The sequence below is a fragment of the Anabaena sp. CCY 0017 genome (assembly GCF_963920885.1).
Taxonomy (GTDB): Bacteria; Cyanobacteriota; Cyanobacteriia; order Cyanobacteriales; family Nostocaceae; genus Nodularia.
Genome location: NZ_CAWUDG010000010.1, coordinates 87,579 through 109,021 on the forward strand (window position 1 = coordinate 87,579; position 21,443 = coordinate 109,021).

Consider the following 21,443-nt stretch of genomic DNA (forward strand, 5'->3'; position numbering starts at 1 on the left):
ATGGGTAATATGTCTATTTCTCAAGATTGTCAAATTTTCTGGTGAAAAAAGGATAAAAATATGGAAATTACTATCGAAATTCCCGAAGATATTGGCAATCAACTACAAAAAAACTGGCAAGACTTACCGCAAAAAATCTTAGAAGCTTTAGCAATAGAGGCTTATAGAAATAGAATCATGACTGCTGGACAAATACAACAGTTATTAAAAATGTCCTCACTGGGGGAAACTGAAACATTTTTAAGACAATCTCAGCTTGCTTTCAATGAAGTTCAAAGAGTTGTAGGGGAAGAGGAACCAATAAAGACTTTATCTGCTGCTGTTGAAGAGTTGCCAGAAATTTGTGTTGCAGAAGATTATTATTTAGAAATTCCCTATGAGCTAATTTCCCTTTCCTAGCTTACGTGCTGAGTTAGTGCATAATCAACAAGGAAAAAGCTATTATGTAATAATCAGCTATTTGTCAAACTCAGGAGCTATGAGGATGAATGAAAGGGAAACAATTGCAACCCAAACTGTGAATATAAAATTGATAAATACTCTTATCCAAGTTATTCGCGCTCTTTCTCCAGAGGAACGCCAAATTTTAGCACGAGAGCTATTGTTTGAAGGTTCTGAACCCTCAAATCAAGAATTAATCAAACTTGCTGAAACTGGAGGCTGTTTTGATTTTTTGGCAAATGAACCAGATATTTATACCTGGAAAGACGGAGAACCTGTTTAATGTCTATGAAAAAAGGAGATGTGATACTAGCACCTTTCCCATTTACTGATTTTAGTGAAACGAAGTTACGCCCTGCTGTTGTTCTCTGGGTTAGTTCTAGGGGTAGTAATATATTATAATTTGTTTTATTTGTTCTCAAAATTTAATCAACTTACAGCCGGAAGAATTTTTAATTAGTGATTCAGATCCGGAATTTGCTAACACAGGTTTACAGCAGTTTTCATGTATTTAGACCACACGCTGATATCTGTATTTCTTTCTTCCTTTGCGCCTAACGCACTTCGTGCTTCGCTTCGCTGATGCGCCTTTGCGTGAGATATAAAAATGTAGTTCATTTAGCTGAAAATCGCTGTAAAACTTAGTTCTAAGGTGATTGTATCCCGCATTGTCACCATAGATGGCAGTTTGATGACCCGCCGGATTGGTAATTTAGGAATTAAGCAATTAGAAGAGTTAAACACGCGGTTAATTCATGTTTTCCAGCTATGAAAATAAATGGAGAATAGGAGACTCGAACCCCTGACCTCTGCGGTGCGATCGCAGCACTCTACCAACTGAGCTAATTCCCCGGATGAATGCAGAGTTACGAACTCTGACAGACATATCATATATTAACACTCTGGGGCTGTAAGTTTCACATCTTTTTCTGAAAAAACTTCCTGGACTCGTTCTAACTCTAAATCAATCAGATAATCTATAGTCCAGTTACAGCAGCGCTGAAGCATATGAAAGGGGTAGGTATTAGCCACACCAACCACCTGCATTTGGGCTTGTTTGGCTGCTGCAATCCCGGCGGGAGTATCTTCAATGGCTAGACATTCCTGGGGTTTGAGATTTAAATCAGGATATGTTTGGTTGAGACGTTCTACAGCCAGCAAATAACCATCTGGTTCCGGTTTACTGGTGGTAATGTCATCCCCGGCGACAATGACGGGAAAATATTCAGTCAGTTTGGCGCGTTGTAGTACTATTTCAATTTCTGAACGAATTGCACCACTAACTAAGCCGAGTTTCACACTTTGGGGATTATCTGGGGTAATTTTGCGCGATCTCACCTGATATATTAAATCTTCTACACCTGGATACAATGGCAGTTTTTCAATTTTATCGAGTTCCTGCACATAAGCTTGAGCTTTCCGGTGCAGCAGTTTAGTTAGATATTCTTCATTATCCACCCTACCACGACTTTTGAGCAACTCTTGTAAACAAGTGCGATCGCTTGTTCCCAGAGAAGCTTGACGCTCACTCACCTTTTGGGGTTGCAGATTTTCCGAAATCAAAATCTCGTCTATCAGTTGTAAATGGATGCGCTCATCGTTAATAATCACACCGTTAAAATCAAATAAAACTGCCTTTAAACTCATGTTGTCAAGCCAAACACTGGAGATCCAAAATCCTCTAAATCATTATTATCTATTGTGGTATCTCTTGGTGTGGGTATGTACTCACGGGCTTGATTTTGCATCTTTGCATCTGTGACAGGAATCGGTTTAATCCCGCTTGTTACCTGATTTATCCACCAGACATCCTGAGTTCGCACCGCTTCAAACCCAGCAGCGCCTATGCGTGCGTCTAAGCTATCTTCCGCATATTCCCGGATATATGGCTCTTCAAAAATATCATTCAGCCAATGTAACTGACGTAGAGTATTCTGATTACCATCGAGAATTAAAACTTGCCCACCAGTCACCAATAACCGGAAGCTTTCCCGCAGTATGGCTTGACATACTACACTGGGTGTTTCATGAAATAATAAAGACGCTGTTACTAAGTCAAAATGCGCCTCTGGAAAATTGGTGGTTTCAGCATTCCCATGTTGCCAGTGTATATCTAAACCCGCATTTCTGGCTTTATCTTCTGCCCTCACCAGCATATAAGGAGATAAATCTAAACCGATAACTTGGGCTTGGGGAAAAGCCTGTTTTAACTTCAAAGTTGTGGAACCTGTACCACAGCCTAAATCAAGTATGCGTCGTGGTTTGACTTTGATGGCATCAATTAAAGCTTGACGTACTACAGTTTCGTTGGGTGGTAAAACGTATTGGGTAATGGGGTCGTAGGTAACTGCTGCACTAGAATTAAGATATCCGCCGTCAATGCCATGAAAGTTGTGCTGGCTGTAGTATAAGGGCATTATGACATTGGTTTGTCGTAGGCGATCGCTTTCTTGCTGCCAATCAATACTATCAGAGTAACGCTGCAAAGCCTCTTCATCAATGAACGCCCGCACTACAGGGGAGAGAAACTTTTCCCATAAGGTATTTTGACGGGTAGCCATAGGATTTTACCAGATTTAATCAGTTAGTTTACTGCTTCACAAATTTTAACGAATTCTAGCCAGGACGAGCTGCTTTTGTTTTTTAGGCGATCGCGTTGACATTTGAATTACACGGTATTACACTAATAATACACGAGTTCAAAGTATAGATACCCGACTTCTTTAAGAAGTCGGGTATCTGAACCCAGCGATATATCAAATTAAATAAAATTATGCCCTACGAACAATTAGAAATTACTACACCATCCCCTGTTTTATCTTGGGCAAATCATCCTTTAGGATCTGATGAAACCAAGATGGCGAAAAATGTGGCATCCCTACCATTTGTATTTAAACACGTAGCTTTGATGCCAGATGTTCACTTAGGAAAAGGTGCTTTAGTTGGTTCTGTAATCGCCACCAAAGAAGCAATAATTCCGGCGGCTGTGGGCGTGGATATTGGTTGCTTTGTGGGAGATACTCTAATTCCTCTAGTCGATGGTCATTCCTATAGCCTCAAAGAGCTAACAAATTGGGAAAAAGCTTTTCTGGTGTATGCTTGTACGCCAACAGGCAAAATCGTTGTAGCTTCAGCAACTGCTAAATTGACGAGACGAAATGCTTCTCTCGTGAAAGTGGTTTTGGATAATGGCGAAGAAATTATTTGTACCCCCGACCACCAATTTATGCTTCGGGATGGCTCTTATCAAGAAGCTCAGTTGCTTTCAACCGGGACTTCTTTAATGCCCTTCTATTCTAAGACTGATAAAGATGGCTATACCTTAATTTCTCAACCATACTCTAGCAGATGGCAAAAAGCACATTGGATTCTTGCTAGGTCTGGTTTACTCGGAGAGATTCCCAAATTTGAAGGGCAAAGAACTGTCATTCACCATCGTAACTTCAATCAATCTGATAATCGACCAGATAATCTTGAATTCATGGGCAATTGCGATCATTCTGCTTATCATCGCTCTTTAGTAGAATTTAATCAACACTGGCAGTCTCCCGAATTTGAAGAAAAAAGAATTGCGGCTCTGGTTCAAAAAGCACAAACTCCAGAAGGACACAAATATTATGCAGCACGAGGAACTAAAAATATTCTTCAGTATATGCAGCAGCAACCAGAACATTTTAGAAATGCAGTTGCAGGTAATGGTGTTCGAGGTAAGCAATATTTACTTGAATATAACCAAAGCGAAAAAGGAAGAGCCAAATCTCAGGAGATTGCTAACAGATACTATACCTGTGATATTTGTGGTGCAGAAGTTAAAACTCCCATTGGACTGCATAACCATCGGCGAAAAGAACATCAATGCAATCACAAAGTTGTCGCTGTAATTTCCTTAAATTACACGGAAAATGTTTACTGTCTTACAGTTCCTGAGTACCAAAACTTTGCTTTAAAAGCTGGTGTATTTGTTCATAACTGCGGGATGAGTGCGATAAAAATGCCATTTACAGGTGAACAACTCGAAGGCAAACTCAAGAAAATTCGCTTAGATATTGAAGCAGCAATTCCTACGGGATTTAATGCTAATAAAGATGTGGAAAAATCTGCTGCTAATTGGCAACGGTGGCAGGATTTTTCTGACTTACATCCAGGTGTTCAAGACCTGGAAAGTAAAGCGATGAAACAAATGGGTTCTCTGGGTGGAGGTAATCACTTTATTGAAGTTTGTCTCGATACAGAAAACCAAGTTTGGCTAATGTTGCATTCTGGTTCACGTAACATTGGAAATCAGCTCGCACAATGCCATATTAGTACAGCCAAAGAGTTAGCGAAAATGGCGGGGAATAAATTACCTGATCCTGATTTATCTTACTTCATCGCTGGTACGCCAGAATTTCAAGCCTACTGGCATGATTTACAGTGGGCGCAAGACTACGCACGTTTTAACCGTGATGTCATGATGGCGCGTTTTAAGCACATTGTTGAGAAGTATGTGGCGGGAGGAAAGGCTACTAAACCTTTATTACAGGTCAATTGTCATCACAATTACGCTGAAAAAGAGGTGCATTTTAATGAGGATGTTTATGTAACTCGTAAGGGTGCAGTTCGCGCCCAAACTGAAGACTATGGCATTATCCCCGGTTCAATGGGAGCAAAATCATTTATTGTTAAGGGTAAAGGTAATGCTCATAGCTTTTGTTCCTGCTCTCATGGTGCGGGGCGGTTAATGTCTAGAAGTAAGGCAAAAAAAGCCTATACACTTGATGATTTGATTGCCCAAACACAGGGTGTAGAATGTCGTAAGGATACGGGAGTTTTGGATGAAATTCCTGGCGCTTATAAATCCATTGATACAGTTATGGCAAATCAAGCGGATTTAGTAGAGGTTGTCGCCACACTCAAGCAAGTTGTTTGTGTGAAAGGTTGATGAAATAAACAATCAACTCTTCTTCTCCTGATTAAGGAAATGCGAAAAACCTCACCCTGCTTTTGCTTGTGCAAAACCTGTCCCTCTCCTTGCTAAGGAGAGGGTTAATTAATTATTTTCTACCAGATGTGGGATCAATAAATTTACCGACGCAATTACAACTTTAGTGGTTTCCTTATCTCTCCTCTCCTTACTAAGGAGAGGGGTTGGGGGTGAGGTTCTTTGTTAACTCGTTTGTTTCCACTTATCTAAGACATCTTTAAATACGAGTTCTTCTATCCAAGTTTTCGCGACTACTGCTAAGGGTAGCGCCATGACTAATCCCAAAGCACCGAAAAAGCCTGCAAAGAAGAGTTGTGCTGTGAGGGTAAAGGCTGGTAACAGCGATACCTGTTTGGCCATGACTGTGGGAGTTAGCCAGTAGCTTTCTATGTTCTGAATGATCAGGTATAAAATTAAAACAGCGATCGCTTTCCAAGGTGCATCCAGAAAGCCGATGGTCATTGGTAAAATGACACTTAAAGTCGGGCCTATATTGGGGATAAAATTCAATAATCCTGCTAGTACAGCATGAGCGAGTGCTAAGGGTACTCGTAAAATTAGCAATCCTAACAGACTCAAAAAGCCAATAAATAGCATTTCAATCAAAGCCCCAACGGTCCAGTGTCCTAAACCCGCGCCGCACAACGTGAGAATTTCTTCTACCCGATGGCGATAAAATGATGGGAAACAGCGTACAAAAACTTTACGATAGGGTTGGGGATTGACTAACAACATTAAAGTTAAAACTATTACCAGTAAAAATTCTAATACCGCAGTAAATCCAGTGGAGAAAAAAGCGATCGCTTGTCTGAAGAGATTTTCAGTTAATGGCTGAACTTGTTGAATTAAATTGTTAATATCTGGTACATTCGTGATGTATGGTCCAATGAATGTACCTTCTAACCAAATAATCATTTGCTGAATTTGAGCTACTCCAGTGGGAAACAACTGCACTAATTCCTCAAACTGGGCGATAAAAGGTGGCACAATTAGCACGAAACAACCAATTAACATAGTGATGACAATCAGCACACTCAGCCACACAGCCCAAATTCTCTGCATACCTGACCGTTGAAACCTCTGCACTAGTTGGTTGATGGCTGTTGCTAGTACGATGGCTGTAAATAGGAGTAACAATAACTGGCGAATTTCCCAGAGAATGTACAGTGAGATAACCAGCGCAAAAACTCCCAGCAATTGCCCAACTTTCATTTTTTAGCTTCCTCTGATATCTATTGAATAAATATAAATTCTTAACACCAACAATTATGATGTGTATCATCTCAGGATACCAGGCGATCGCTACAATTTAAAATAACTTGAAAGCAATATTAAAAAACACAATTATTCCTAAAATACATCAAAAGATAGATGCGTAATTAAGTTTATTAAGTGCTAATCTCCTTGGCGGTTACTATAAATTAAGTATGAAAAATCAATTATCCCAAACTTTATGGGTTTTAGGGGCAGCGATGACGGTTGTTTTAACTGGGTGTGAACGAGTGGTTGAATATTTACCGCCCTTACCTAAAGTCGAGATTCCATCACGTCAGCCGCCACAACCGCCACAACCCACCCAATCGGCGACCACTAAGCAAATGGAAATTGCAGTTCGACAACGCATTAACGAGGTGCGTCAAGAAAAAGAACTCCAAACCTTAGAGCATAATGAAAAACTAGCAGAAGTTGCTCGTAATTACAGCCGACAAATGGCAGAAAATAACTTTTTTAGTCACACCGGCAATGATGGCAGCACACTCCAAGACAGAGTGGGAGCAGGTGGGATTATTTACTGGGTAGTAGGTGAAAATCTCTTCAAAAGTACGAATGTTCCTCAACCTGTAAAAGTAGCAGTTGACGGTTGGATGGAAAGCCCCGGACATCGTGAAAATATTCTCCGTCCGGTTTTTACAGAAACGGGTGTAGGAGTTTGGCGAGTTAACAATACCTTTTACATAACTCAGTTGTTCTTACGGCGTTAAGACAAGGGAGTTACTTCGACTTACTTCGACTTCGCTCAGTAACCGGGGGAGTGGGGAATGGGGAATGGGGAATTTATCAGAAAGGCTGGAAATCTTAGCACCGACTTACTTATACCCTTCTTAGGTATTAAGTTTTTGTGTAGGTATGAACTGATAGACTGATTTTTTCGGTAATTAAACTCTACAAAACTTCTGTCTGAGGATAGTAATAAATCTATATCTATAAGTGTAAAAAAGTAAAGTAGAAATTAAATTTAAACTATTAATTTTTATCACATCTATATCTATTAAGTCTGGACATTTATAGCAAACTGCTGTTAGCGAAGCGGGGCGTTAGCCCGTAGAAACCAAGTAGGGTCGGGTTTACAGATAGGCTCAATTACTAATAACAATTTTAATAACCCAGCCCCTAAATCAATGCTTTAGGCAATCAACAATGTCCTAACCTCCTTGGCGGTTGCTATATATACAAAAGAAAGTCTTAATAGCTATTGTTTCGTCTTTTTTATTGGGAATAAACAACTGATTAGATAGATAAAATTAAATTGGTATTAGCAATTTTTTATTGATTGAATTTACTGTCTATTGAACTGTCAGAATTTCTGGAATTAAATCTATGGCATTTTTTGGCTATCACGCCTCTCACGAGCAATTTAAGCCCAGCGCTCTTTTAAAATACGTCCAAGCAGCGCATCAAGCTGGATTTAGTCGCATATCCTGTTCTGATCACTTTCATCCGTGGAGCGATGTCTACGACGGGCTACGCCAACGCCAGGGCGAAAGCGGTTATGCTTGGTCTTGGCTAGGTGCGGCTATGCAGGCGACACCCTTGAATTTTGGTGTAGTTTGCGCCCCCGGACAGCGCTATCACCCGGCGATTATTGCCCAAGCTGCGGCTACTTTGAGTGAAATGTTTCCCGAACGGTTTTGGCTAGGCTTGGGCAGTGGACAGGCTTTAAATGAGCAAATTACAGGGGATTTTTGGCCGGCGAAAGCTGTGCGGAATATGCGGCTCAAAGAATGCGCTGAGATAATACGCTCCCTGTGGACTGGTGAAACGATTACTCACTATGGTTTGGTAAATGTGGAAAAAGCCAAACTTTATACCAGACCAGCAATAGCACCCTTAATTATTGGCGCAGCAATTACTCCAGCCACTGCGGAATGGTTAGGAAGTTGGGCGGATGGATTGATTACTATTTCTCACCCTCATGAAAGCTTGCAGGAAGTGGTAACAGCATTCCGCCGGGGTGGTGGCGAAGGAAAACCAATGTATTTAAAAGTCCAGATGTCTTATGCAGGCGATGAAACTACAGCCTTAGAGGGAGCTTATGATCAATGGCGGACAAACATTTTCCCAAGTTCTATATTAACAGACCTCCGCAGTCCCAAGCAATTTGAGGCGATCGCTCAATTTGTCAAACCAGACGATATGTATAAATATGTCCGAATTTCAGCCACTCCGCAACAACATATTGACTGGCTAAAACAAGATATTGAACTTGGTTTTAACGAAATTTATCTCCACAACGTTAACCGCCAACAGGAAAATTTTATTGAAGTTTTTGGTAAAGAAGTAATTCCAGCTATTCAAGGTATTAATTAAGGAGTAAATATTCAATTATGCGAGTAACTGTTGGCCCACCAATTCTGATGATTAATCATGGTAGTACCTTTATGGCTACTGACTTGGGGGGAGAAATCAATCCTCATAGCCATCTGGGAATTTTTTCAGACGATACCAGATTTTTAAGTCATTATGCTTGCTACGTTGATGGTAGCCATTGGATTCGCCTGACTTCCGCCACCACAACATATTATGCAGCCAGGGTTTATCTGATCAATCCCCAGTTCACTTCTAAAGCAGGTAAAGTTGCTCAAGGTGATTTATCTTTAATTATTAGCCGGACAGTAGAACAGGGAATACATGAGGATTTAGACATTACAAATAATGCACCCCACCCTGTCAACTTTAATCTAGAAATTGCCCTCGGTTCCGACTTTGCGGACATTTTTGAAGTGGAATCACAGAAATGTGTGCGTCGGGGACATATTGAAACCAGATGGCGAGAAGCAGAAAATCAGTTAGAAACCAGTTATAAAAATGATAGTTTTTACCGTTGTTTGATTTACCAACCTTGTAACTTTTCATCTCAACCGCACTATGCAAACGGTCGGATTATTTTTGAGATATCACTACAACCGAGTCAAACTTGGCACTCCTGCTGTAAATATAATCTGATTGATAATAAGCACGTGCGCGAGGCTGTGGATTTGTGTTGTGGAGCAATGCTAGATCCCACCCACATTAATACAGAAATTGAAAGGTTACATTGTCAATGGCGGAACTCAGTAACTGGTATTGTTTGCGGTAATGAGGATGTAGTGCGGCTTTATCGCCAGTCAATTGAGGATTTAGGTTCACTACGATTATATGACTACGATTTTGAACCTGATATTTGGCTACCAGCCGCAGGTGTCCCCAAGTTTGTGACGCTGTTTGGCCGTGACAGCTTGACTATTAGTCTGCAAAATATGATTGTTCATCCCGGTTTTGCTCGTGGGGCGCTGCAAAAATTGGGACAATTACAAGCGACTGAATTAGATGATTGGCGCGACGCTCAACCGGGTAAGATTCTGCATGAAGTCCGTCAAGGTGAATTAGCGCATTTTGGCAAAGTTCCCCATACTCCTTACTACGGTACAGCCGATGCGACACCTTTATTTCTAATTACTTTGCATGAAACTTGGAAGTGGATGGGAGATAATTCACTGTTGCAGAATAACCGAGATAGAGCATTGCGTTGTCTGGAATGGATTGATAATTATGGAGATTTAGACGGTGATGGATTTCAAGAATATCAAACGCAATCATCAGGGGGAATTGAAAATCAAGGTTGGAAAGATTCAGGTAATGCAGTTGTCTATCCCGATGGAACTCAGGTAAAAGCACCAAAGGCATTATGTGAATTACAAGGCTATGTGTTTGATGCTTGGATGCGAATGGCTGAGGTGTTTGATGTTCTGGGGGAAGGAAATTTTGCCAAAGAACTACGCACGAAAGCTGCTAAACTGCAAGTAAGATTTGAAGAGCATTTCTGGAGTGAAGATTTAGACTGTTATGTTTTTTGTCTAGATCCACAGAAGAAACCAGTGCGATCGCTGACTTCAAATGCAGGTCATTGTCTCTGGAGTGGTATCGCCAGCCCTGAACGTGCAGCCCGTGTAGTTAAACGGCTCATGCAACCAGATATGTGGAGTGGTTGGGGTATTCGCACCTTAAGCACCGAAAACCACGCTTATAATCCTTATTCCTATCACTTAGGTTCCGTATGGCCTCATGACAATGGCATCATTGCAATGGGATTTAAGCGTTATGGTTTCGTTACGGAAGTAGCCGAAGTTGCTCATGGTATTTTTGATGCTGGAAAGTATTTTGCTAGTTATCGTTTACCAGAACTTTTTGCGGGAATTAAACAGGAGCCAGGAGCTTTCCCAGTTCCTTACATTGAAGCCAACGTGCCTCAAGGCTGGGCTGCTGCGTCAGTTTTTCATCTAATTCAAGCAATGCTGGGTTTACAAGCCGATGCGCCGAAGGGGTTGCTTTACGTTGATCCACATCTCCCAAAATGGCTACCGGAGATTGAACTTCAGCACGTAGAAATTGGTAATTCTCGTGTGGATTTGCAATTTTGGCGTGAAGGTGAAATTACCCATTGGGATGCGGTGGTTAAATCTGGTGAAGTGGAGGTAAAACAGCAGACTTGGCAACCTTGGAGAACTGATACAACTAGGGATTTGTAGCCTTTTGCTATGGAATCTTCGCTTTCAGCCAGACTAAAAACGTAGGAAATTCTGATGATTTCGTTGAGTTACAAAAGTTTTCGATTTACTAACCTTAGTTTTCAAAAGTTTGGGGTTTACTGATAATGAATAGTTAGATCCTATGGCAAGTTTGAGTAATATCAACTATGTTTCAACACTACAAATGGCTGCAATGGGTAATTCCATATCATGAATCTCAGCGAAACATCGCTTTGCCATATCATTTAACCCTAGAATTGTTTGCCTCTTTGGAGTCTACAGGGATGAGTATCAATAGCTCCTCTCGCTTTAATCAAGGCAACTATAGAGTTAAAACAAATGGCAATTTAGTGAATATCAGAGGTCCCTTTCGCAAACAGGGGAAATTTCCACTCGCAGCTCAAATTTTTATTCAGCCACCGCAGATTAAGAACGAGACATCTATTTATATAAAAATTATACCTACGTTCAGGGCATTATTTCCTATATCTTTTCTGTATCTAATGGGTACATTTTTCGTATTTTCGGGTGCTTTTGGGGATTTATTATCATTAAATGTATTGGTGACATTCTTATTATATCCCTATGCGCTCATAATCATATTTTTTAATATTGAAATGGGAATCTTGATGAATGTATTACAAGAGCAGATAACAACTATAAATTACTAGAGCTGATTGATGAATTCATCGAGAGCATGGGAATTGAGGGTTATACATTCTTTAAATCAAGCCAATGAAAAAATTTTTTCTGCTAACAGTTTCGGCAATTAAACTTAAGACGGGGTATTGGCTGTGGCTATTGGCGATCGCTTTGCTGAATGTTCATGTCTGGGTGAGTACGTCTCACAAGCCCATCAAGCCGACACCAGAAATATAAGAGCGTTATTGCATATTTTATATTTCCGTCGTATTTAACAATATCGGCAAGGTCAGGTCATGCTTTTATGGAAACTTTGTTTAATTACTTGAGGTAATTAAATCTTCTCTAGAGCCTGGTTGACTGGTACAGTTAGATCCTATGGCAAGTTTGAGTAATATCAACTATGTTACAACGCTATAAGTGGCTGCAAAGGGTAATTCCATATCATAAATCTCAGCTAAATATAGCTTTGCCATACGATTTAATCGTGGAATTGTTTGCCTCTTTGAATTCTACAGGGATGAGAATCAATAGTCCTTCTCGTTTTAATCAAGGCAAGTATAAAGTTATAGCAAATGGCAATTTAGTGAAAATCAGAGGACCTTTTAGTAAAAATGTTTACGGATCTAGATCCAGTAGATTTCCACTGGAAACTCAGATTATTATTCAGCCAACATCAAGTCAGAATGAGACATCTATTTATATAGAAAGTAAACCTACGATCAAGGCATTAGTGCCTATATGTTTTCTCGGCTTATCAATCCCAACATTTCTACTAATTTCGGGTATTTTTTGGGATATATTATCATTTGATTTATTGATAATCTTATTATTGTATCCCTATGCCATAATAATATTATTTTTTAATATTGAAGTCAAAACATTAATTAATGTATTACAGGAGCAGATAAGCACTAGAAAAAACTAGACTTGATTTCTAACTTCATCGGGAGCGTGGGACTTGAGCGTTCTATATTCTTATAAATTGAGCCAATGAAAAGATTTTTTCTGCTGACCGTTTCGGTGCTTCTGTTCGGACTGTGTTTGACTCAGCCTGCGGTGGAGTTTGAGAAAGTTTGTACAACCTTTGCTTCTCCTGAACTTAAAATTGCAGGCTTGTGGAATGAGCCTCTGGGTCCGTTAGAGATTATGCGTGGGCTAAATATCCTGATCCTGGGCGCAATCGGTGTGCTTTTTATCCAGTATGGTGCTTTTGGCTGGTTGGCGAACCCGCTCTATTTTGCGGCGTTGTTCACATCCTTTAAAAGCAGGGGATATCTGCCGAAGTTATTCGCAATGGGATCGTTAGGTATAGCACTGGTTAGTCTATGGTTAACAAACTGGTTTCCGCTTCTTGCAAATTCTGGGGGGTTTTGCCATTTTTCGGCAATTCAACCCAAGAGGGGGTATTGGCTGTGGCTATTGGCGATCGCATTGTTGAATGTTCATCTCTGGGTGAGTACGTCTCACAAGCCCATCAAGCCGACAGCAGAAAGATAAGGGCGTTATTGCATATTTCATATTTCCGTCGTATTTAACAATATCTGCAAACTCAGGTCATACCTCTATGGAAGAAACTATTTTTAATTACTTTTGGTTAGTGGCGATCGCTGTCAATGCACTAAATGCGGTAATCTTCTGGGTACGGTCGCAACCTGACATCCAGAAAAACCCAGACCTGCGACCAGGCTATGTGAGACTGATTCGGAGTTTCTTTGTGGGCATGAGTATACCTTGGATTGTCATGGGCATTGGAATGACAATTGGTGGCGTTTCTAAAATTACAGATTATTTTTATCCCCGCACCGGAAATCAATTTGTCATTGCTTTCTGGGTATCTATTTGGGCATTAATCATACTTTCTAGCTATTGGATTTGGTTCCGAGGTGGTGCAGAACAATTTATCAAATATCCTGGTGTGTTCAAAGGCAGTCCGAACAATCCTCAAACCATTAAATTGATGTGGCTTTTGTCATTGATTGGTGACATAGTTGTCCAGGTAATTATATTTTCTCTGGAGCCTCGTTAACTAAGATTGTTATCTATTATTCAAAGGTAATTTTACCGTAAAATTGCTACCTTTTTGAAGGATACTGTGTACATCTATACTGCCTTTGTGTGCATGAGCAATGGCTTGTGCGATCGCTAATCCTAATCCAGAACCACCAGTGCTACGAGAGCGATCGCTATGAACTCGATAAAAACGATCAAAAATTCTCGGAATCTCCGAATGGGGAATACCAATACCTGTATCCTGCACCTGAATTACAGCATAATGGTCATTGCGACTTAAATCAATAGTGACTTTTCCCCCTGCTGGTGTGTATTGAATAGCATTAACAATTAAATTAGAAAATAGGCGATAAAGCTGATCTTCATTACCCATAACATTTAGAAATGTAGACATTCCGACCTGAGAACATAATTTTATATTAGAGGCGATCGCTAATGCCGCAAATTCCTCAATTAAATCATTAATAATATCATTCAAACAACACACATCGCATTGTATAGATACAGCTTGACGGTCTAAACGAGTCAGCAATAATAAATCTGTCACCAGAGTTGTGAGTCGTTGATTCTGACGTTTTATAGTTGTCAGGATGTCCCGCGTCTCCGCCTCATCGAGTTGGGACATAAACAGCGTAGATTCCACCGTTGCTTGTGTTGCGGCTAAAGGTGTGCGTAACTCGTGCGCTGCGTCGGCTGTAAATTGCTGAACTTGTTGGTATGAAAGATAAATTGGCTGCATAGCTAAACCTGCTAACCACCAACTAGCAAAACCCACCAAACCCAAAGCTATTGGTAAACCCAAAGCTAAAGTTAATTTTATCGTTTCCAAATATGTATTAAAATCTTCAAGACTTCGCCCAACTTGAATATAACCCCAATCGCGATTATCTTGAGTGTGCAGAACAAAAGAAATTTGTTGATAAATAATACCTTGATTGTCCTTCAAAGTTTGCCAACTTTCCTGATTAAACTCTGAAGATAAACCCTTTGGATAAGCACCAGCAATAGCAATCAAACGTTTAGAATTATCAAAAAAACGCACATAATAATTACTTTGATTAATAGCACTCAAAACATGATGCTGAGAACGTGACTCTACTTGAATACAACCTTCACCAACTGCACAAATATTAGGTAAAAGCTGCTCCATTACAGGTGACAACTTCCCTGGTTCCTGCAACTTCAGTTCAATACTATCATGTAGAGTTCCCGCCACAGATTCCAACTCACGATTTAAAGTTACCCATTGAGTATGAGAAACCACCCGATAAACCCCATACTCACACAGACTAAAAATCACAGCCATCACCAGCGCATACCACAAACTCAAACGCAACCGCGTCTGCCGAAACAACTTATTCTCATACATAAAACCATGCAATAAGCCCTTCTCTAACTCTTATCTTTGCACCTTTGCGCCTAACGCACTTCGTGCTTCGCTTCGCTGATGCGCCTTTGCGTGAAATAAATCCATATTCATCAATTAAAATTAAACCGATATCCCAAACCATGTAAAGTTTCAATCATATTCTCACACCCACCATTAACCAACTTCCGCCGTAACAAACGCATTTGAGCCGCCACCACATTACTAACAGGTTCAGCACTCACTTCCCAAAGCTGATGACGAATTTGTTCAGTAGTGAGAATTTGGTTGGGGTGCTTCATAAAATACTCTAATAACTGAAACTCTTTATAAGTCAAAGTAATTTCCTGGAAATTCCCCGCAACATCTTGACTAACAACCAGATTATTACCGTAATCTAAAGTCAGATTACCCACAGTTAATTTTTGTGGCTGAAATTGGGGCGACCTTCTTTGCAAAGCCCGTAACCGTGCTAACAATTCCGCCATCCCAAAAGGCTTAACTAAATAATCATCAGCCCCTGCATCTAACCCAGTAACTTTATCCTCCATGCTATCCTTAGCAGTCAGCATCAAAATAGGAAGACAATTCTGATTTTTCCGCAACCTTTTACACAATTCCAAACCAGAAATTTTGGGTAACATCCAATCAAAAATAGCCAATGTATACTCAGTCCAGCTATTTTCTAAATATCCCCATGCTTCATCTCCGTCAATTACCCAATCAACTAAATACTTATGTTGAGTAAGAGTCCGTTTAATAGCAGCACCTAAATCTGGTTCATCTTCAACCAGTAAAACCCTCATTAGCCTGTTATGTAAAAATCGGTTGTAAATTTAAAATAAAATCAGGAAGTACATCTTCACCTGATAAACTTTTAGGAGCTTGTAAAACTTCTGGTGGTTGATGAGGACGATAAACTTCTACTTGTTGGTCATGGGGATTAATTAACCAACCCAGTTGTAAACCATTGGCTAAATATTCCCACATTTTGGCTTGAGTGTCTGCTAAATCATCAGTTTCAGAAACCAATTCCACAGCAAAATCAGGACACAAAGGCAGAAATTTCTTTCTTTGTTGAGGTGTGAGACTATCCCATTTTTCCATCCTTATCCAAGCAGCATCAGGAGAACGAGTTGCACCATTAGGAAGTTTAAAGCCAGTGGAAGAATCAAAAGCTTTTCCCAAATTATATTGACGGTTCCAAATACCTAAATCAATATAAATTTCAAAATTCCGGTTTCCCGTTTCTCCCCCAGTTGGTGACATGATAACTAATTCCCCTTCCGCAGATAATTCCAAACGTAAATCCTTGTTAGCAGCAACAACCTGAGCAAATTCGTCATCAGTAAATTGCAAATGATGAGGTAATTGTAAAGTTAAAGCGCTCATAATTACTTCCTCCAGCCTCTAAAATATAGGAACTGCATCTTCTCACCATTATCGGTTAAAACTAAAACGCCCGTTCACCTTTTCGCCTTTAACATCTGCGGTAATTCTGACTTGATACTGACCTGATGCTGCTTCATTCAGCATAGCCGTATAGTGTTTATCTCCAGAATTATATGTAAAAGGAAGAGTTTTTTCCGTACCATCAGGCGTTTGAACTTCAGCCGTGACATTAGCATCAGGTACAGTTTCGTGAGTATCACCAGTCAGCAAATATAAATCCAAGTGACTTCCCCCAGCTTCCTTATCAGCCAAGAACTCTAAATGATAGGTTCCTGTCTCTACAACTTGACCGCCCTTACTTGCGCCATGCTCGTTATTTGATTGTGCTACAGGCGCAACAGAAGCAGCCGGAGTTTCAGCGATGGGGGTAGCTGGAGTTTCTGTATTAGCTACTTGATTAGTATTACTACAAGCGCCTAAAAACAGCAATCCAAGGCTTCCTAAAATAACCAAGTTTGATGTTATTGATTTACTATTTTTCATTATTTATACAGATTTTGTTCTAAAATGTATTGAATTATATGAGAACGTTCGCGTAGCGTGCGCGAAGCGCATACCGCAAAGGACGCAAAGTACACGAAGGAAGAAGGAAAGTGGTAAAGTACATACTTATTTACTATTCCCAAATTGCTCCTACAGCTTTACCGTTTTCCACATTTACAGAAGGCTGTATTTGCTTAGGCATTAGAAACTTACCAAATTGAGCATACAAAGCAGGTAAAACCAGCAAAGTCAAAGCCGTAGAAGTAAACAAACCACCCAACACAACCACAGCCAAAGGCTGCAAAATTTCCTTACCAGCACCAGTCCCAACTACCAAAGGAACCATTCCTAAAGCTGAAGTTAAAGCCGTCATCAAAATAGCAACTAAACGCTCCATAGAACCTTGAAAAATCACCTCCTTTAAAGGCATTCCCTCCGCCAACTTGTGATTATAATTATCGACTAATAACAAACCGTTACGTGTCGCCACACCAAACAAAGTAATAAACCCCACCAACGAAGCCACAGAAATAATTCTCCCTCCCAGCGCAATAGAAAAGATACCCCCCACCAGTGCTAGAGGTAAATTAACCATAATCATCAACATAGCCGCAACAGACTTAACAGCAAAATACATTAAAACTGCGATCGCTACAAATGCTATTCCTCCAAATAACAGTAGATTTGCGGTGGCGCGTTGTTCTGATTCAAACTGTCCGCCGTATTGGATAAAATAGCCCGTGGGTAACTGTATTGACTCACTGATTTTGGTTTGAATTTCATTCACTACAGAACCTAAATCTCGACCGGAAACGTTTGCAGATATGACTATCAAACGTGAAACATTCTCGCGATTAATGGTATTCGGCCCAGTTCCATATTCAATACTGGCGACTTGAGTTAGAGGGATTTTTTGACCTGTGGGAGTATCTACTAATAAATTACGAATAACATCTAAATTATTGCGTGATTCTGGTTGCAACCACACCACCAAATCAAATAATTGTTGTCCTTCCAGCACTTGAGAAACAACTCGCCCGTTCAGCGCTGTTTCTAACGTATGACTCAAATTACCGACAGTTAAACCATAACGGGCGGCGGCTTCTCTGCTAAATTTAATTTGCACCTGTCGAATGGGAACTTGGGGTTCAAGTTGTAAATCTACCAGTCCCGGAACATCCCCCATGACAGCCTCAATTTCTGACCCCAAACGGCGCAATTCTGGTAAATCAGGGCCAAATATTTTCACTGCGATAGCACTTCTTACTCCTGATAATACCTCATCCATGCGGTGGGAAATAAAACCGCCAATACTCGGCGCAACTCCGGGTATTTTAGCAAACTCAGCGCGTAGCTTCTCAATACTGGCTTCCCGCTCCTGCAAACCCTCATCACTCAATTCCACATCCAAGTGACCCAAATTCACCCCCCCAGCATCTGCATCACCAGGGGCGCGTCCCGACCTTAACTGCACAGTTTTAAATCTGGGGTCGTCCTTGAGTGCATCCTGCAAAGCAAATCCCACTTGATTTGTCGCATCTAGAGAACTTCCAGGATAAAGCACCATCGCATTCACTAAAGATGATTCCTGAAATTCTGGTAAAAACACCCGTCCCAAAGTCGGCAAAATTACTAAAGAGGCAACTAAGGAAGCTGTAGCTACAACTAAAATAACTTTGGGAAAACCCGTAGCAAAATTGAGGAGAGGACGATAAAAGCGCTGTGCTAAAGCACTCACCCAAGTATCATCTGTGGGTAGTTGTCGATTTGCTAGTAAAATCGCGCAAAGTGCCGGAGATAAGGTCATAGCCACGAAAGTTGAAGCAAAAATTGACACCAAATAAGCGACACCCATCGGTGCAAATATCCGACCTTCCACACCTGTGAAGGTGAAAATAGGGGCAAAGACAACGGCGATAATTACTGTAGAAAAAATTACGCTGACTCTCACTGCTACAGAGGTATCATAAACCACCTTAAAAGGATGCACCGGATTTTTGGCTGCTTGGTTCTCCCTTAATCCCCGGTAACAATTTTCCATGTCCACAATCGAGTCATCTACCACCGAACCAATGGCCACGGCTAAACCTCCCAGTGTCATAGTATTGATACCTTGACCAAACCAGCCGAGAATCATCATCCCAATTAACACGGATAGAGGAATGGCGCTTAAGGTAATGATGGCGGTGCGCCAGTTCATCAAAAACATTAACAGGATAATGCAAACGATAATTATCCCATCTCTGAGGGAACTGGTAACATTTTGAATAGCAGCTGTAATAAAGTTTTCTTGGCGGAAGGTTTCTGTAACTGTGACATCTGCGGGTAAGCCAGCTTTCACTTCTGACATCGCCTGTTCGATGGCTTTCGTGACTGTGGGTGTATCGTTTTGCGGTTGTTTGTTAATCAGAACTACAACGGCTGGCTGACCATCCAAGCTCCCATCTCCACGCTTTAAACCTGCACCAATGCGGACATCTGCCACATCTTGCAGTAACACAGGTGTATTATTACGAGAAGTTATAGCTGATTTCCCTAGTTCTTCAATAGACTCAATCCGCCCTAAGCCCCGAATAATTAGCTCTTGGTCTGGATTTATCAAAAAACCACCCGCAGCGTTAACGTTAGCTTCCCTAGTAGCTGCTGTGACTTCATCTAAGGTGACATTAAAGGCTTGCAGTTTGTCAGGATTTACTAAAACCTGATATTGACGCACATCTCCACCATAAGCAATCACTTGGGAAACTCCAGGAACAGCTAGCAGCCGGTTGGTAATATCTCTGTCTACTAAGCGCCGCACTTCCATGAGGGGAGCAACGCGAAAATGTGAGATCGGATTTTATATCTCAATTACCAGGGCTGATTCCTAATAAACCCTGGTTGAAATTCCCTATTTTTACCTTTTCTAGGTAGCGATCGCTCAAAGCTTAGGTAACTTATATTACCAAATTTCCGAACCTCACAAAATCGCGTTGCTCCCTTCCATGAGTGGCAGAGTTTTGGAGGTGAAGGCGTATTGTAAGACTGTGGCGATGGGGGAAGTTATGGGGGAAATTTGCGGGTTTTCTATACCTTCTGGTAGTTTTTGTTGTGCTTGTTGTAACCGTTCTGTTACTAGTTGTCTGGCTTGATAAACGTCTGTGTTCCAGTTGAAGATGACTTTGACGACGGAAATTCCTACGGCTGAGGCGGAACGGACTGTTTCTACTCCTGGTGTACCGTTGACTGCGCTTTCTATGGGTAGGGTGATTAGGGTTTCTATTTCTTCTGGTGCTAGTCCTGGGGCTTCTGTTTGAATTTCTACTTGGGGTGGGGCGAAGTCGGGGAGGACATCTAGGGGCATTTGGGTGAGGTTATATACTCCTAAGCAGGTGATTATGACTGCTCCGAGGACTACTATCCAGCGTTGGATTATTGACCATTTGAGGATTGTGTTGAGCATGGTGGAGGAGGAGGATTTTTAACGCAGAGGGGCGCGGAGGTTAGCGCAAAGGTTCGCGGAGGTTTTTTTGGTGTTTTATTTGGAGGAGTAACGTTCGCGTAGCGTGCGCGAAGCGCATACCGCAGAGGCACAGAGGACTCAGAGGAAGGAGGGTTTTAGAGAGTTTTTGTGTTATTTCTTTATTTCTTGGTTTATGTGGGGGTTGGCTGCTGGTAGTAAATGTGTCTGGCGGCGGTGTGTCCAGTAGGCTCCTGTGATGAAGGCTATGCAGGCGATGGCGCAAGCGCCCGCCGCAGGCATCGCACTTCCTCCCATTCCTATCAGCCACAGTGGTAAACTTGATGTTGTGGTTTCTGTGTTGACTGAGGTGTGTTCTTGTTCTGCTGTTGTGCTTGGACTTCCACCCCGCAAGGTTTGAGCATACAGTTGGGGCGCACGTTGAGTAACTATTAAGTCTCCTTCAAATAAGCCTGTTTTGACTTCTATCATGTCGCCGGAGGTTTGACCCAAGGTGACTTCTACTGGTTGATAGGCGTTACCATTTTGTATATATACTTGTTTGATATTATTGGCTTCTACTACAGCTGAACTGGGTATGGCTAAGATGTCTGAGGATGTTTGGTCTGTGAGAACTTCTAATTCTGCAAACATCCCTGGTTTCAGGATTCCGCCTGGGTTAATAATTTCAGCTTTCACAGGGATAACTCGCGTTTCGCCTCCTACCACAGACCCAATCACGGTAATGCGTCCAGTAAATGTCCGGTTAGGTAAGGATGCAATTTTCACTAATATCTGTTGTCCGCTTCTGACTCGCTCTAAATCTTTTTCATAACAACTTTTGTGGGATGGGCATCT

General features: G+C 41.1%; 19 protein-coding genes, 1 tRNA gene and 2 pseudogenes. 11 read left to right on the forward strand and 11 right to left on the reverse strand.

Features of this window, described 5'->3' with window-relative positions:
- The first annotated feature begins 60 nt into the window (after positions 1–60).
- Positions 61–399 (forward strand): UPF0175 family protein, encoded by a 339-nt coding sequence (locus tag ACM0OW_RS14115; RefSeq protein ID WP_414550736.1) that lies wholly within the window; start codon positions 61–63, stop codon positions 397–399.
- 85 nt (positions 400–484) lie between these two features.
- On the forward strand, positions 485–724 hold the full coding sequence (locus tag ACM0OW_RS14120) for a hypothetical protein (RefSeq protein ID WP_414550737.1): 240 nt from the start codon (positions 485–487) through the stop codon (positions 722–724).
- A 496-nt stretch (positions 725–1,220) separates the two neighbouring features.
- Here the strand turns inward: ACM0OW_RS14120 and ACM0OW_RS14125 are convergent.
- From ACM0OW_RS14125 to ACM0OW_RS14135, 3 genes are all read right to left on the reverse strand, one after another.
- Positions 1,221–1,293 (reverse strand) — tRNA-Ala (locus ACM0OW_RS14125).
- A gap of 42 nt (positions 1,294–1,335) precedes the next feature.
- Positions 1,336–2,088, reverse strand: a complete 753-nt coding sequence (locus ACM0OW_RS14130; RefSeq protein ID WP_414550738.1) for an HAD family hydrolase — start codon at positions 2,086–2,088, stop codon at positions 1,336–1,338.
- Positions 2,085–3,002 (reverse strand): class I SAM-dependent methyltransferase, encoded by a 918-nt coding sequence (locus ACM0OW_RS14135; RefSeq protein ID WP_414550739.1) that lies wholly within the window; start codon positions 3,000–3,002, stop codon positions 2,085–2,087. The genes ACM0OW_RS14130 and ACM0OW_RS14135 overlap by 4 nt, the downstream gene beginning before the upstream one ends.
- 212 nt (positions 3,003–3,214) lie before the next feature.
- On the opposite strand from ACM0OW_RS14135, the gene ACM0OW_RS14140 reads away from it, so the two are divergent.
- Positions 3,215–5,362, forward strand: coding sequence for an RtcB family protein (locus tag ACM0OW_RS14140; protein WP_414550740.1), 2,148 nt, complete (start codon positions 3,215–3,217; stop codon positions 5,360–5,362).
- Between the two features lie 225 nt (positions 5,363–5,587).
- On the opposite strand, the gene ACM0OW_RS14145 is transcribed toward ACM0OW_RS14140, so the two are convergent.
- Entirely contained in the window at positions 5,588–6,616 is a 1,029-nt protein-coding gene (locus tag ACM0OW_RS14145; RefSeq protein ID WP_414550741.1) for an AI-2E family transporter, read from the reverse strand.
- A 215-nt stretch (positions 6,617–6,831) separates the two neighbouring features.
- Between ACM0OW_RS14145 and ACM0OW_RS14150 the strand changes: the two genes are divergently transcribed.
- From ACM0OW_RS14150 to ACM0OW_RS14185, 8 genes are all read left to right on the forward strand, one after another.
- Entirely contained in the window at positions 6,832–7,386 is a 555-nt protein-coding gene (locus ACM0OW_RS14150) for a CAP domain-containing protein (protein ID WP_414550742.1), read from the forward strand.
- 616 nt (positions 7,387–8,002) lie between these two features.
- On the forward strand, positions 8,003–8,992 hold the full coding sequence (locus ACM0OW_RS14155; RefSeq protein ID WP_414550743.1) for a TIGR03885 family FMN-dependent LLM class oxidoreductase: 990 nt from the start codon (positions 8,003–8,005) through the stop codon (positions 8,990–8,992).
- Positions 8,993–9,009: 17 nt separating this feature from the next.
- Entirely contained in the window at positions 9,010–11,190 is a 2,181-nt protein-coding gene (locus tag ACM0OW_RS14160) for a glycogen debranching N-terminal domain-containing protein (protein WP_414550744.1), read from the forward strand.
- 167 nt (positions 11,191–11,357) lie between these two features.
- The gene (locus ACM0OW_RS14165) at positions 11,358–11,861 is read left to right on the forward strand and encodes a hypothetical protein (protein WP_414550745.1); all 504 of its coding nucleotides are present in this window, start codon (positions 11,358–11,360) and stop codon (positions 11,859–11,861) included.
- A 64-nt stretch (positions 11,862–11,925) separates the two neighbouring features.
- Positions 11,926–12,069 (forward strand): hypothetical protein, encoded by a 144-nt coding sequence (locus ACM0OW_RS14170; protein WP_414550746.1) that lies wholly within the window; start codon positions 11,926–11,928, stop codon positions 12,067–12,069.
- A gap of 166 nt (positions 12,070–12,235) precedes the next feature.
- Positions 12,236–12,760 (forward strand): hypothetical protein, encoded by a 525-nt coding sequence (locus ACM0OW_RS14175; protein ID WP_414550747.1) that lies wholly within the window; start codon positions 12,236–12,238, stop codon positions 12,758–12,760.
- Positions 12,761–12,825: 65 nt separating this feature from the next.
- A complete protein-coding gene (locus ACM0OW_RS14180) occupies positions 12,826–13,332 on the forward strand; it encodes a hypothetical protein (protein WP_414550748.1) in 507 nt (168 codons plus the stop codon).
- Positions 13,333–13,399: 67 nt separating this feature from the next.
- The gene (locus ACM0OW_RS14185; protein WP_414550749.1) at positions 13,400–13,861 is read left to right on the forward strand and encodes a hypothetical protein; all 462 of its coding nucleotides are present in this window, start codon (positions 13,400–13,402) and stop codon (positions 13,859–13,861) included.
- A 9-nt stretch (positions 13,862–13,870) separates the two neighbouring features.
- On the opposite strand, the gene rppB is transcribed toward ACM0OW_RS14185, so the two are convergent.
- The 7 genes and pseudogenes from rppB to ACM0OW_RS14220 all read right to left on the reverse strand — a co-directional run.
- Positions 13,871–15,214 carry a two-component system sensor histidine kinase RppB gene (rppB, locus tag ACM0OW_RS14190; protein WP_414550750.1) on the reverse strand — a complete coding sequence of 448 codons (1,344 nt, stop codon included), beginning with the start codon at positions 15,212–15,214 and terminating at the stop codon, positions 13,871–13,873.
- Positions 15,215–15,324: 110 nt separating this feature from the next.
- On the reverse strand, positions 15,325–16,017 hold the full coding sequence (rppA, locus tag ACM0OW_RS14195; RefSeq protein WP_414550751.1) for a two-component system response regulator RppA: 693 nt from the start codon (positions 16,015–16,017) through the stop codon (positions 15,325–15,327).
- 7 nt (positions 16,018–16,024) lie between these two features.
- The gene (locus ACM0OW_RS14200; protein WP_414550752.1) at positions 16,025–16,603 is read right to left on the reverse strand and encodes a Uma2 family endonuclease; all 579 of its coding nucleotides are present in this window, start codon (positions 16,601–16,603) and stop codon (positions 16,025–16,027) included.
- A gap of 48 nt (positions 16,604–16,651) precedes the next feature.
- On the reverse strand, positions 16,652–17,146 hold the full coding sequence (locus ACM0OW_RS14205; protein WP_414550753.1) for a hypothetical protein: 495 nt from the start codon (positions 17,144–17,146) through the stop codon (positions 16,652–16,654).
- Positions 17,147–17,279: 133 nt separating this feature from the next.
- Positions 17,280–19,952 carry an efflux RND transporter permease subunit gene (locus ACM0OW_RS14210; protein ID WP_414550754.1) on the reverse strand — a complete coding sequence of 891 codons (2,673 nt, stop codon included), beginning with the start codon at positions 19,950–19,952 and terminating at the stop codon, positions 17,280–17,282.
- Positions 19,953–20,141: 189 nt separating this feature from the next.
- Positions 20,142–20,588 (reverse strand): annotated as a pseudogene (locus tag ACM0OW_RS14215) (efflux RND transporter permease subunit); the annotation flags it as partial.
- A gap of 171 nt (positions 20,589–20,759) precedes the next feature.
- Positions 20,760–21,419, reverse strand: a pseudogene (locus tag ACM0OW_RS14220) (efflux RND transporter periplasmic adaptor subunit); the annotation flags it as partial.
- Positions 21,420–21,443 lie beyond the last annotated feature (24 nt).